Here is a 13,223-nt window from a genome sequence, read left to right as displayed (position 1 = left end):
CGCGGGTCAGGTGCGCACAGACCGTGATGCCTACAGGTCGATGGGGAAGCCCATGGTGACGGTACGCTCGACCGGCAGGTTGAAATAGCGGGCCGGGTCCGCCGCATTGTGCGCGAGCACCATGAAGATCGCCTTGCGCCAGCCCGGCATACCCGGAGCGTTGGTGCGCTGCAGGGATGCGCGGGACAGGAAGTAGGTCGCCGCATCCGGGTCGACCACCACGCCACATCCCGGCAGCAGGTCCTCGCCGGCGAGGCGCAGCGCCGAGGGGATGTCGGGACGGTCGGAGAATCCCGTGTGCACGGTCAGATGCACGATGCCGTCGTCGCCATAGCCCAGGTCGTCGATCTCGAGCCGGTCGGCGGCGTCGATGTGCGGCACCTTGTGTCGGATCATCGAGACGATGACGACCTGCTCCTGCAGGATGCCGTTGTGCTCGACGTTGGCGCGCATCGCGAGCGGCGTCGTCTCCTTGGACGGGTGCGGGAAGATCGCGGTGCCGGGCACGCGGGGCAACCCCTTGGCGTGAATCGCCTCGACGAAGTCGTGCAGCTGCCCCTCCTTCATGTTCCGTTTCGCCGTGACCCGGTCTCGCCCACGCTGCCAGGTGGTCATGGTCACGAAGAGCGCGGCCGCGATGGCCAGCGGCAGCCAGCCGCCGTGGATCACCTTGGTCATATTGCCGAAGAGGAAGATCGCCTCGACCCCGCCGAAGACGACCGCGGCCAGCACCAGCTTCCACGTCGGCCAGCGCCATAGCGCCCGAGCCACGATCAGCATGAGAGCAGTGTCGATGGCGAGGGCCCCGGTGACGGCGATGCCGTATGCCGTAGCCAGACGCTGTGATGAGCCGAAACTGACGACCAGCACCAGCACCCCGATGAACATGGCCGCGTTGACCACCGGCAGATACACCTGGCCGGCGGCCTTGTCGGAGGTCTGTCGCACCGTCAGCGGAGGCAGCAGACCGAGGCTACTCGCCTGACGAGAGATGGAGAATGCACCGGAGATCACCGCCTGCGAGGCGATGACGGTGGCGGCCGTCGCCAGGATGACCACCGGAAAGCGCGCCCACTGCGGCACCTGGAGGAAGAACGGGTTGGCCGCGGTGTGCGGGTTGGCCAGGATGAGGGCGGCCTGGCCGAGATAGTTCAGCGTCAGTGCGGGCAGCACGACGAAGAACCAGGCGCGAGCAATGGCCGACCGGCCGAAGTGGCCCATGTCCGCATACAGCGCCTCGGCTCCGGTGATGCACAGCACGACCGCGCCCATGGCGACGAACGCGAGGTAGGGGTGCTCGCCGACGAACAGCACGGCATACGTCGGGGAGAGCCCGCGGATGACGTCCGGATGCTTGAGCACCGTGGACAGGCCGATCAGGCCGATGACGGCAAACCAGAGCACCATGATCGGGCCGAAGGCCGAACCCACCTTGCCGGTGCCCCAGCGTTGCACGGCAAACAGCGCGGTGAGGATGACCAGCGCGATCGGCAGCACCAGGTGCGACAGACTCGGCTGCGCCACCTGGAGGCCCTCCACCGAGGAGAGCACCGAGATCGCGGGGGTGATGACAGAGTCGCCGAAGAAGAGGCTGGCGCCGAGCATGGCCAGCAGCACCGCGGCGGCGACCCGCTTCGGCGACCGTTGGGTCATCACCCGCTGCGACAGCGCCGCGAGCGCCATCACACCGCCCTCGCCCTCGTTGTCCGCGCGCATGAGGACGGCGATGTACTTGATCGACACGACGAGCGTGATCGACCAGAAGACCATGGAGACTACGCCGTAGACGTCGGTCTCGGTGGGGCTCACCAGTCCGTTGTCGATCGAGAAGACGGTCTGCATCGAGTAGAGCGGGCTCGTGCCGATGTCACCGAACACGACGCCGAGTGCGGCAAGGGTGACCGTGAGCGCGGGACCGCTGTGGCGACGGCGTCGACCGTCGACCGGGGGGTGCGGTGGCACTGCTGGTGGCTCGGATCCGGAGGGTTCGGCGGGCACCGGGCCATGAGAGTCATCGAGAGGAGCCGACGGGCGATCGTCGACGGAGCGAGAGTCTCGCTTCGTTCCGTTGCTCTGGGCAGCCCCGTCAGGGCCGATCATGCGATTCGCAGCACGATCATCGCGTTGAGGTGGCACAGTGCACGGACTATAGCCCCGTTTGGTGGTCGCTGCTGCTACGCCATCGGTCCTGAGACCGGCGGCGCCGCATCGACCGTCGGCGCACGCCCTGCTGGTCGACCCTTGAACCCGCCGGTAGCCCCGAGATTCGGCCGATGTCGCACGTCGACGATCCTGCGGCGCAGGCGTCTCGAGCGGACCCGTGCTGTGCCGGGCATCACATCGGGTTGGGGCGGAGGCCCCGCGCATCGAGCGTCCTGCGTACGCTGCTCGCAGCCCGTAGCCGATGCAGGAGGTCATGCGTGACGACAGGGTTGGCGATGATGGGGCTCACCCTCTTGGTGGCAGGATTCGTGCAGGGGTCCACCGGGTTCGGGTTCGCCCTGATCTCGGGACCGGTCATCGGCCTGGTGCAGCCGCTGCTGCTTCCGGTCATCCTGCTGATCGAGGCGATCCCGCTGAACTCCTACGTCGCGTGGCGCGAGCGGCACCATCTGGACCGCACCGGTGCGAAGTGGACCAGTGCGGGGCGCCTCGTGGGGACGTTCGGCGGCCTGTGGGTGCTGCTGGCGGTCACCGAGAGACAGCTGAGCGTGCTCATCGGGGTCTGCACGGTCCTGGCAGTCCTGGCGACCCTTTGTGTGCCGGCCTTCGCACCCGGCAGACGCGCGTTCGTGATCGCGGGTCTGATCACCGGTGTGACCGAGACCTCGACCGGTATCGGCGGCCCGCCGCTTGCCGTGGTCTACCAGCACCGGGCGGCACCTGTGGTGCGTTCGACGGTGTCCGTCATCTTCGTGATCGGCGAGCTGATCTCACTGGTGATTCTCGCGGTGTCGGGCAAGGTCAGCGAGCATCAGGTGAGCACAGCGATCCTGCTGTTGCCCGCCGCGCTGGTCGGTGCCTATGCGAGCCGATTCGCCCACCATCGTCTCGAGGGACCCGCGATGCGTTACACCGTGCTCGGCTTCGCGCTCGTGTCGGGTGTCGTTGTCGCGGCGCAGGCGCTGTGATGCCCGCGCGGCCGTCGGCCGAGGCGAGAACCAGTCGAGCAGCAGGTGGTGTGGCCACCTGCTGCTCGACTGCGCGAGCGTCCTCGCGAGGGGAGGGCCGGGCCGGTCATCCCTCCACGAGAGCGACCCGGCCCCGATCGGGGGTCAGTTGCTGGGCAGGACCGAGTCGATGATGTAGACGGTGGCGTTCGCCGTCTGTACGTTGCCGCAGATGACCGATGCGGTGCCGTCGACCTTGAAGCTGCTGCCCGAGCCGGTCACCTTGATGGTGTTGCCGGCAAGGCTCTTGTGCGAGCCGGCCAGCTGCATGGGGGTCAGGCGGCCGCTGACGACGTGCCCGGTCAGGATCTTGGTCAGCATCGCCTTGTCACCCAGCGCCTTGTCGAGCGTGGCCTTGGGCAGCTTGGCGAATGCGGAGTTGGTGGGTGCAAACACGGTCAGCGACTTGCTGGAGTTCAGGGTGTCCACCAGACCCGCCTTCTTGACGGCGGTGACAAGGGTCGACAGGAGCGGGTTGTTGCTGGCCGCGGTCGCGACCGGGTCCGCTGCCATACCGTTGAATGAGCCCTTGCCGTCCTTCGGCACCGAAGCGCATCCGGGACCGAACGGCTTGCTGGCGTTCATTGCCGAGCCGGACGACATGCTGGAGCTTGACGACGACATCGCTGACGGCGCACTGCTTGCGGCTGACCCGCTCGATGAGTTGCCGCTGGAGCCTGAGGAACCGCAGGCTGCCAGGCCGAGGGGAATCGTGAGGGCGAGTGCTGCGGTGGTGGCGATGCGCTTGGCGTTCATGAGGAATCTCCTTGGAGGGTTGTTTGATGTCAGTGGTTCGGAGTGGGTGGTTGGTCGGATTGCTCGATCGGGCAATCGTTTTGCGAGTCGAGCCGTTGTTACTTGACTGTGACCACAAGGTTTTGGATGCCGCTGGAGCCGTCGGGAAAGACGGGGACTCGCTCGGCGGTCTGCACCGTGCCGTCTCCGTAGACCACCCGTGACTGAAGCGTGTGCTCGCCCGACTTACTGGCGTGCCAGACGAAGTACCACTGGCGCCAGTAGTCGACATTGACATCAGGGCCGAGTGCTGCGCCCTGCCAAGCCTCGTCGTCAATCTTCACCTGGACGCGGACTACGCCCTCCTGTTGTGCCCAGGCGACTCCGCCGACGATGACGGATCCCTTGTCCAGCTGGGCCAGGGGGCTCGGAGTGTCGATGCGTGCAGACGGCTTGATCTTGGCGTCGGTCGCCCATCCCCGGTTGGTCCAGTAGGCCTTCGCCTCGGGGTAGGTCGTCACGTGCAGCCGGGTGACCCACTTGGTCGAGCCGACCATGCCATACAGGCCGGGTGTCACCAGGCGGGCGGGAAATCCGTGCTTACGAGGCAGGGCCTCGCCGTTCATGCCGATGGCGAGCAGAGCATCGCGGTTGTCGGTGAGCGCCCCGAGCGGGGTGCTGATCGTGAAGCCGTCGACCGAGGTGCTCAGCACCTGTCGACCCGGGCGGTCGGGCTCTTGGACGCCCGCCCGCTTCAGCAGGTCGGAGACCCGCACTCCCAGCCAGCGCGCGGCCCCGACATAGCTGCCACCGACGGCATTGCTGACACAGGTCATGGTGATGTCGCGCTCGACCAGCGGCATGCGGAGCAGATCCTCGTACGTGAGAGTGAACGGGTGATCCACATCACCATCGACGCGTAGAGACCAGGTGTCCTGTCGCACGTTGGGCACCGTCAGGTTCGTGTCAACCCGGTAGAAGGATGAATTCGGCGTGCGCAGAGGGGAGATGCCTCGGTACTTCCGCTCCAGTCCGGCGGGAAGGGTCGGCAGCGGATCGGCGGCGGTGGGCAACGCGATCTTTGAGGTGTCGGGCGCCTGACCGAGTCGGTTGCCGAGGACTGCGGAACCGGCAGCCACGACAGCGACGCCACCCGCGCCGGCCAGAAAGGCCCGTCGGGTATTGCCGGCATTGCTCACCGCGGAGTCCGGGGCCGAGAACCGACGACCCACGGCGCCTGCGCGCGGCAGGCCGACCAGCACGGCTGCGGCGACGATCTCGGTCACCACGGTCGGGCCGAGGTTCCGCACGCCCAGGGTGGGCAGCGTCAGCAGGGCGAGTCCGGCGACAACAACCAGCACGAGCTGCGCCAGCAGGCCGCCGATACGGGTGCGGCGATAGATCAAGCCGGTCGCACCGGCGAGAACGAGCGTGGCGACACTCACCGAGCTGAGCAGGATGAGCTTGTCGTGCGTGCCGAAGTGCGAGATCGCCCAGTCCTTGAGCGGAGTGGGCGTGCGGTTGATGACGGCCGATCCCACCGCGAGCACCGGCGAGGCGGCCGGATCGGTCACGGCCGCGACCAGGTGCCCGATCGCCATACCGGCGCCGGCCGACAGGACGCCGCAGGTGATGGCTCGCGAACGGCTCAGTGGTGTGCTCACAGGGGTGCTTCGGTGTGGCGGCACCTTTGGATGGCACCGTGGGCTGGGGTTGAATGACGGAGTGGATGCGTCGGTGCTGTCTGAGGTGGAGGTGCTGCTGCGCAACGGGGTGGCGGCTCGGCCTCGTGCGCTGTTTGCGGGGGCCGTGGCGCAGGTTGCGATCCGCGGTCGGGTCATGCCGCCCGTGGTCATCGGTGATGCGGTGCGCTGGGCCGACTCCGAGCATGAGCTCGCGCCTGGTCGGCGAGTGCCGATGAGCGCGGACACGGTCTTCGATATCGCGTCTCTGACCAAGGTCTTCACGGCGCTCGTGGCGCTGCGAGTGCTGCCCAGGCACGGCATACGACTCGATGACTCGATCGCCGACGTGCTGGCAGAGTATGCGGTGGCACCTCGGCGGGCCGTCACCTGGCGGCACCTGCTCACCCACACCTCGGGGCTGCCTCCGACGGATGAGGTGTGGCGACTCGACCTGTCGGCCCCAGCGCGTCGGGCCCGGGTCCTCGCCGCGGAGCTGCAGGATGCACCCGGTGCCCGGCAGGCATACTCCTGCGTCGGCTACATCACGGCGGGCATCGCCTTGGAGGCACTGACCGGGTTGTCCCTGGGCACACTGGTGGCACAGGAGGTGACCACTCCACTGGCACTGCACAGCACGCGGTATCGACCGCCGGCAGAGTGGGCATCGCGTATTGCGGCGACGGAGTTCGCCGACCACGCGGGGCGAGGGATGATTCGTGGTGAGGTGCACGACGAGACGGCCCGGTCGATCGGTGGGGTGAGCGGCAATGCCGGCATCTTCTCGACCGTGGGTGACCTGCTCACCCTCGGCCTCGAGCTGTCCGGGCCACGAGGGACGGGGTGGCTTGATCCGAAGCAGTGGCAGCTCGCCACCACCGACCAGCGCCCGGCCGGTGCACGCGGTGATTACGGTCAGGCGATCGGGATGCGGGTAGGCGATCCCGGCCTGCTGCCGGGTCTGGACCGGTGGTGCGGGCACACCGGTTTCACCGGCACCTCGCTGGTGGTGGAGCCGGGCACGGGCACGGCGGCCGTGCTGCTGACAAACCGGGTGCATCCGCGACGGGACTGGTCGGATCTCGGGGAGACCAGGCGAGCCTTCACCACGATCGTCGCCAGGGCGTCGGCATCGGCGTGAGCGAAAGTTGTGCGGAAGTCTTGGTATAGCGCGACTTTCTGCAAAAACCGAATGTCGGCCGTCGGGGGAGTTGGCTGAAAGACCCGCTATAACAAGGCTTTCAGCAAACACCGGCGGGGCCGGCAACCATCGGAGACGGAGTCAGTGCGCGACCGCATTCGACACGACACCGGCGGCATTGTCGAGCAGCCGCGCCGCGGTCGGTGCATCTGCCGCCGCGAGAAGCATGACAATGGCGACCTTCGCCCGTCCATCCGCGGTCGTGAGGGCCCGAGCCGCGGTGGCCTCATCCACGTCGGCCGCGGCGGCGACGATCCGTCGTGCTCTGTCCACCAGCTTCGCGTTCGTGGGGCGGAGGTCGACCATGAGGTTGCCGTAGGTCTTGCCGATCCGCACCATGGCAGCGGTCGAGATCATGTTGCAGACCATCTTTTGTGCGGTGCCCGCCTTGAGCCGAGTCGAGCCGGTGAGGACCTCGGGTCCGGTGAGCACCTCGATCGCCACATCGGCCTCCTGGCTGATCAGTGCCGCCGCATTGCACGCGAGGGCGACCGTGCTGGCACCGAGCTGGTGAGCGCGTCGAAGTCCGCCCACGACATACGGGGTGCGCCCGCTCGCCGCAATGCCGACAACGGTGTCGCGTGCGCCGATTCGGTGGGCATCCACCTGTCGCGCCGCGGCTTCGGGGTCATCCTCGGCACCCTCGACGGCCCGCACGAAGGCCATGTCACCCCCGGCGAGCATGGCGACCACCTGGCCGGGATCGGTGCTGAACGTGGGCGGACACTCGACGGCGTCGAGGAGCCCGAGACGACCGCTGGTGCCGGCGCCGAGATAGATGAGGCGACCGCCCGCGTGAAGGGAGGCGGCGACGAGCTCGACGGCCTGCGCGACCTGGTCGAGCACCAGGGCGATCGCATCCGAGACGAGACGGTCCTCGTCATTCATCAGCGCGAGCACCTCGGCGGTGCTCATGGTGTCGAGTCGCTCGCTGCGCGGATTGCGTGACTCCGTGTCGAGCTCGGCAAGGTTCATCCTCGGGTGCTCCTTCGGACGGGATGACGGGCGCTTCGGCGTCCCGCCAGTGCCTCATAGGTGCGGGCCAGTGCTTCGGTGCTCTCCTCCAGTGACGATCGGGCAACTCCGACGAAGAGGAAGTCGACGATGGCCAGCTGCGCGGTGCGGCTCGCGGAGGCACCGGAGCGGAAGGCGGTCTCACGCGCGGCCGTCGTCAGCACGATGTCGGCCTGTCGGGCCAGGGGAGAATGGGTGTCGCCCGTGACGGCAATGGTGATGGCCCCCAGGTCATGGGCCAGGGCCAATGGCTCGACCGTGTCGATGGTCTGCCCGGTGTGCGAGATGCCGATGGCCACCCGCCCCGTGCCCATCAACGCGGCGGCCGTCATCGAGCTGTGGAACTCGTTCCAGGCGTATGCATTACGGCCAATGCGATGCAGCTTCTGTTGGAGGTCCAGACCGACACTTCCACTGGCGCCGATGCCGAAAATGTCGGTGCGCTCGGACTGATCGACCGCGTCGATTGCACGCTGCAGCGCGTCCAGGTCGACATGCTCGGCGGTGTCCTGCAGCGCACGCACCTCGTGATGGGTGATGGAGGCGACTACGTCGGCAAGTGTGGCGTTCTCGTCGAGGTCGGTTGGCGGCTGGTGCATTGAGGCGCCGAGCACGCGTTCCCGAGCGGCCGCCCCAGCGAGAGCAAGACGCAGCTGCGGATAGCCGGCGAAGCCGGCCCGCCGGCTGAATCGGGTGACCGTGGCGACCGAGGTCGACGCGCCCGACGCAAGATCCGTGATGGACAGCTGCGCCGCGGCGTCGGGATCCTTGATGACGAGCTCGGCAACGCGACGCTCCGCAGGTTGCAGGCTCGACAGCAGGGAACGCAGCCGGACGAGCACGTCCGCCCCCAGCGCAGCGTTGTGCGGCGGCTGGTCCGACATGTGACCTCCTGGTGGCGGCTGGTGGCTGGCGACGCGAGCGCCACGTATCTGGAAACTACCAACATGAACGGTCGTATGCGAGTAAAAGATTGTCATAGCCTGTCGTGGTGAGCGAACGGACGCTGGTCGACCTCGGCAAGACGAACTGTCTCGTCAGGGGCGACGGCAGGGGCGGTGCCCGCCGGGCAGCGGCGTCAGGCGCTCCCGGACTGGCGACGGGCGGCGGCGTGGACGCTGCACTCGATCGAATCCGCCGAGCAACCGACGGTTTCGGTCGGCCCGGCACGGTGAGTCGGCGGGGCACGGTGATCGGTGTCGGGGCGGCCGGTGCGATCGCGGCGCCGGATGCTGCGGGGGAGCTCGCCCGCCGACTCGTGGCAGAGCAGGGGTATGCGGAGGCGATCGTCACCAGCGATGTCATCATCGCTCATCTGGGCGCCTTGTCGGGCCGGCCCGGGGTGGTTGTCATAGCCGGCACGGGCGCGGTGGCGCTGGCCGTGAACGCAGCCGGTGTCATCTCCATCGTCGATGGCGCCGGCCCCGGCGCAGGGGATGTCGGCGGCGGGGGCTGGATCGGTGCGGAGGCCCTCCGCCTGGCGCTGGCAGGGAGCGGCTCGATGGCTACGGTTGCCGGCGAGATGCTGGGCGCGGACTGGCGGCGCATCGCAACCGGGGATGACGCCGAGCCGGCACACGTGCTGGGCGGTCTCGTGCCACGCATCGGGGCGCTTGCGCGCTCCGGCGATCAGACCGCATACGGACTGCTGGTGCGATCGGCACGGGCCATCGCCTCGAGCGCCCTCCAGGCTGCGCAGGCGACGCGCGATCAAGATGTCGTCGACATCTGCGTGGTCGGTGGCGTGCAGCGACTGGGTGCGCCGTGGACCACTGTGCTCACCGACCGGCTGGACGCGGCCGACGGGGTGCGGCTGTGCGATCCTGCCGGTGATGCGCTGGACGGTGCCGCGATGCTGGTCGAGCGCACGGATCTGCCGCACGAACGGCAGGTGCATCGCCATGCGGGCTGAACCGGGAGGCAGGTGATGATCGTCATCGGATCGATCTCCGGGACCTCGATGGATGGGATCGATGTGGCGGCAGTGGAGTTCGTCGGAGGGACCTGCAGGGCTTCGTCGGCGCCGTCCCCCCGAGAGCTGGAGGACCTGACGGAGCCGGGCCTGATTGCCACGAGCGCATTCTCGTTCGTGACGGCCTGGAAGGAGTTCATCCTTCGCGATGACCTTCCTGACCGAGAATCGGGCGCAGTGAAGTGAGCGTCCCCAGCCCCGAGATCGTTCGGCTCGCGCACGGGGTGCTCAAGCCGGGCTTTGCCGGACGGCGTATGCCGGACTGGCTGGCCGAGGCGATCGACCAGGGTCTGCGCGCGGTCTGCTACTTCGGGCACAACGTCGGGACCTCCGACGAGACGGCCGCACTGTCAGCGCAACTGCACGCGCGTGGGCTCGGACTCATCGCGGTCGATGAGGAGGGTGGCATCGTCAGCCGGCTCGGGGTCCACGGCGGCTCCCGCCACGTCGGTGCGGCGATGCTCGGCCGCGCAGATGACCTCGAGCTGACGCGTGCGGTGGCTGCGGCGATCGCCGCTGACCTTCGGGCTGTCGGCATCGACGTGGACCTCGCGCCGGTCGTCGATGTGAACAGCAACCCCGACAACCCGGTGATCGGGGTCCGATCCTTCGGGTCGGATCCAGGGCTGGTGGCCAGACCCGCGGCAGCCTACGTCCGCGGCCTGCACGAACAGGGCGTCATTGCTTGTGCCAAGCACTTTCCCGGGCACGGAGGCACCGCGGTCGACTCACACGTGGGGCTACCGCGGGTCGACGTGTCGCCCGACGTGTTTGAGAGCCGGGAGCTGGTGCCCTTCCGGGCGGCGGTCGATGCCGGGGCCGAGATGGTGATGACGGCGCACATTCTCGTGCCGTCGATCGATCCCGACCGTCCGGCTACCCTGAGCCCGGCGGCGATGTCCTTGCTACGCCGAGACATCGGGTTCGACGGTGTGATCGCCACCGACGCGCTCGACATGGGAGCCATCACGGGGACTGTCGGCCTCAGGCAGGGCTGTGTCGATGCGCTGCTCGCCGGAGCCGACCTGCTCGGCCTGGGCAACCCGGTCCTGAACTGTCCCGGTGGGACGGATGCCGAGGTCTTCGCGGAGGCGCTCACAGCCATTGTGCGAGCCGCCGGGTCCGGTGAGCTTCCGATCGCGCGACTGGAGCAGGCCCATGCACGGGTCGAGCGGCTCGCGTCCTTGCAGCGCGGGCAGCCGGTCGAGCTCGCCCGGAGCGGTCCGAGTGCTGACGACCGCGTCGCGGCGGCGTCGATACTCGCCCGCGGTGACCTGCACGGCATACTGCGTGGCCGACGCCTTCGACTCCTCGATGTGCGTCGCGTACGCAAATCGGCGGCCGGAGTCCTGGCCAACTGTGTTGTTGCAGAGTTGATTCGACGTGCACCCGGGAGTGTGTTGAGGCGAGCTTTCGACGTCGGCGGCGCAACCGAAGGACGCTCGTCCCAGCCGCCGCCGGCGGCGGTTGGTGGCAATGACGACATCCCCGACGTCATCGTCACGGGGGCCCCATGGTCCGACCCGGCCGAGATGAAGCAGCTGCAGAAGGCGTTGCAGGGCAACCCCGATGCTGTGGTGGTGTGCGTGGGGTATGCCATCGACGGATCGGTGATCCCGCAGGCGCGCCATCTGGTCCTCACCTGGGGAGACAGCCTGCCGACCGGACGTGCCGTGGCGAAGCTGCTGCAGTAGCTGTTGTCGGCCTGGGCTCTGACGTCAGGGGCACCGACGTCTCGTCGCGAAACCCGGTCCTCGCGGACCTGCGAAACCCCAGGTAGATGTGCAAGTATCGCGAGCGTGCCCAAGCGGACACGAAGTCCCCGACACGGAGGTGTAGCAGGTGGGAAAGTTCCTCTCGATCAGCGTGCTGGTCGTCCTCATCGTGATCATCGGTGGCGTTGCTGCCATCGGTTCGTGGGCGTGGTGGATCGTCGTCGCGGTGCTGGTTGCGTTGCTGCTGCTGGGAATCTATGACCTTTTGCAGAAGCGGCACTCGGTGCTACGGAACTATCCGGTGGTCGGACATCTGCGTTACCTCCTGGAGGATCTGCGCCCAGAGCTGCAGCAGTACTTCATCGAGCGCAACTGGGACGGTAGGCCCTACGACCGCGACATTCGCTCGCTCATCTATGAGCGCGCCAAGGGGATCGCCGGCGAGCAGGCATTCGGCACCGAGCGGGATGTCAACCAGCCGGGCTACGAGTATCTCGTGCATTCGACAGCGCCGTTGAATGAGCCGGACGAGCCACCACGGGTGACGGTGGGCGGACCGGACTGTTCGCAGCCCTACAGCATGGCGTTGCTGAACGTCTCTGCCATGAGTTTCGGTTCGCTGTCGGCCAACGCGATCCGCGCACTCAACAAGGGCGCCAAGCTGGGTGGATTCGCGCACGACACCGGCGAGGGCGGCCTGTCGCCCTACCATCTCGAGAACGGTGGAGACCTGGTCTGGGAGATCGGCTCCGGCTATTTCAGCACCCGCACGAAGGACGGCGACTTCGACCCGGACCAGTTCAAGGACCATGCCGCACGCGATCAGGTCAAGTGTGTCTCCTTGAAGCTGAGCCAGGGCGCGAAGCCCGGCATCGGTGGCGTGCTCCCTGCGGCCAAGGTCAACGCGGAGATCGCCAAGACACGTGGCGTGCCGCAGGGGCAGAAGTGTGTCAGCCCACCGGCGCACAAGGTCTTCTCCACACCGACCGAGATGATCGAATTCATCGCGAGGATGCGGGAGCTCGCGGGTGGCAAGCCGGCGGGCTTCAAGCTGTGCGTGGGCTCGCGCACCGATGTCCTGGCGATGTGCAAGGCCATGATCGAGGTCGGCACCACGCCCGACTTCATCATCGTCGACGGCTCGGAGGGCGGCACCGGCGCCGCGCCGCTGGAGTACGAGGACCACATGGGTATGCCGCTGACGGATGGTCTGATGGTGGTGCACAATGCGCTTGTGGGCACCGGCTTGCGGGACCGTATACGGCTGGGTGCCAGCGGCAAGGTTGCCGCCGGCAACGACATCGTCAAGCGGCTCATCCAGGGCGCCGACTACACCAACGCCGCACGAGCCATGATGATGGCGGTCGGTTGCATTCAGGCCCAGATGTGTCACACCGACAAGTGCCCCGTGGGCGTCGCGACCCAGGACACCCGCCGCCAGCGTGCACTCGACGTCGGTGACAAGAGCGTCCGGGTCCAGCAGTACCAGCAGGCCACGGTGAAGGAGGCCGCGAAGATGATGGCGTCGATGGGCGTGCGACAACCACGCGATCTCGACCCCCACATGCTTCGGCTCAATGTCTCACCTACGGAGAACCGCTCGTATGCCGAGCTGTACGAGTGGCTTGCGCCGGGCCAGCTGCTCGACGAACCGCCGCAGACCTGGGCGTCGGACTGGTCGCGGGCCAGTGTCGACACCTTCCGCCCACAGATCGCACACCACTGAGGAGCCAG

The 13,223-nt window shown here is 67.7% G+C and carries 11 protein-coding genes; 6 read left to right on the top strand and 5 right to left on the bottom strand.

Features of this window, described 5'->3' with window-relative positions; all coding sequences use genetic code 11:
* Positions 1–30 precede the first annotated feature (30 nt).
* Positions 31–1,998 carry a potassium transporter Kup gene (locus tag FGL98_RS10380; RefSeq protein ID WP_246136490.1) on the bottom strand — a complete coding sequence of 656 codons (1,968 nt, stop codon included), beginning with the start codon at positions 1,996–1,998 and terminating at the stop codon, positions 31–33.
* A 422-nt stretch (positions 1,999–2,420) separates the two neighbouring features.
* Between FGL98_RS10380 and FGL98_RS10375 the strand changes: the two genes are divergently transcribed.
* The gene (locus FGL98_RS10375) at positions 2,421–3,131 is read left to right on the top strand and encodes a sulfite exporter TauE/SafE family protein (protein ID WP_246136489.1); all 711 of its coding nucleotides are present in this window, start codon (positions 2,421–2,423) and stop codon (positions 3,129–3,131) included.
* A 144-nt stretch (positions 3,132–3,275) separates the two neighbouring features.
* On the opposite strand, the gene FGL98_RS10370 is transcribed toward FGL98_RS10375, so the two are convergent.
* Together FGL98_RS10370 and FGL98_RS10365 are read right to left on the bottom strand one after the other, a co-directional pair.
* Entirely contained in the window at positions 3,276–3,926 is a 651-nt protein-coding gene (locus FGL98_RS10370; RefSeq protein ID WP_146316694.1) for a fasciclin domain-containing protein, read from the bottom strand.
* Positions 3,927–4,024: 98 nt separating this feature from the next.
* Positions 4,025–5,569: a molybdopterin-dependent oxidoreductase gene (locus tag FGL98_RS10365; protein WP_246136488.1), complete on the bottom strand. Its 1,545-nt coding sequence runs from the start codon at positions 5,567–5,569 to the stop codon at positions 4,025–4,027.
* A 73-nt stretch (positions 5,570–5,642) separates the two neighbouring features.
* Between FGL98_RS10365 and FGL98_RS10360 the strand changes: the two genes are divergently transcribed.
* Positions 5,643–6,728, top strand: coding sequence for a serine hydrolase domain-containing protein (locus tag FGL98_RS10360; protein ID WP_186526093.1), 1,086 nt, complete (start codon positions 5,643–5,645; stop codon positions 6,726–6,728).
* Positions 6,729–6,869: 141 nt separating this feature from the next.
* Here the strand turns inward: FGL98_RS10360 and murQ are convergent, their stop codons facing one another.
* Positions 6,870–7,763 (bottom strand): N-acetylmuramic acid 6-phosphate etherase, encoded by an 894-nt coding sequence (gene murQ / locus FGL98_RS10355; protein ID WP_146316692.1) that lies wholly within the window; start codon positions 7,761–7,763, stop codon positions 6,870–6,872.
* Entirely contained in the window at positions 7,760–8,686 is a 927-nt protein-coding gene (locus FGL98_RS10350; protein WP_146316691.1) for a MurR/RpiR family transcriptional regulator, read from the bottom strand. The genes murQ and FGL98_RS10350 overlap by 4 nt, the downstream gene beginning before the upstream one ends.
* A 107-nt stretch (positions 8,687–8,793) precedes the next feature.
* On the opposite strand from FGL98_RS10350, the gene FGL98_RS10345 reads away from it, so the two are divergent.
* From FGL98_RS10345 to FGL98_RS10330, 4 genes are all read left to right on the top strand, one after another.
* Positions 8,794–9,714, top strand: a complete 921-nt coding sequence (locus FGL98_RS10345; protein ID WP_146316690.1) for an ATPase — start codon at positions 8,794–8,796, stop codon at positions 9,712–9,714.
* A 15-nt stretch (positions 9,715–9,729) separates the two neighbouring features.
* Positions 9,730–9,960 carry a hypothetical protein gene (locus FGL98_RS10340; protein ID WP_146316689.1) on the top strand — a complete coding sequence of 77 codons (231 nt, stop codon included), beginning with the start codon at positions 9,730–9,732 and terminating at the stop codon, positions 9,958–9,960.
* Positions 9,957–11,468, top strand: a complete 1,512-nt coding sequence (locus tag FGL98_RS10335; RefSeq protein ID WP_222432109.1) for a glycoside hydrolase family 3 N-terminal domain-containing protein — start codon at positions 9,957–9,959, stop codon at positions 11,466–11,468. Before FGL98_RS10340 ends, FGL98_RS10335 begins: the two co-directional genes overlap by 4 nt.
* Positions 11,469–11,616: 148 nt before the next feature.
* On the top strand, positions 11,617–13,215 hold the full coding sequence (locus tag FGL98_RS10330; protein ID WP_146316688.1) for an FMN-binding glutamate synthase family protein: 1,599 nt from the start codon (positions 11,617–11,619) through the stop codon (positions 13,213–13,215).
* The last annotated feature ends 8 nt before the right edge of the window (positions 13,216–13,223 follow it).

The organism is Leekyejoonella antrihumi (assembly GCF_007845645.1).
Lineage (GTDB): Bacteria > Actinomycetota > Actinomycetes > Actinomycetales > Dermatophilaceae > Leekyejoonella > Leekyejoonella antrihumi.
Note: the sequence above shows the minus strand (reverse complement) of the source record. Positions and strands in the feature narration are given on the sequence as shown.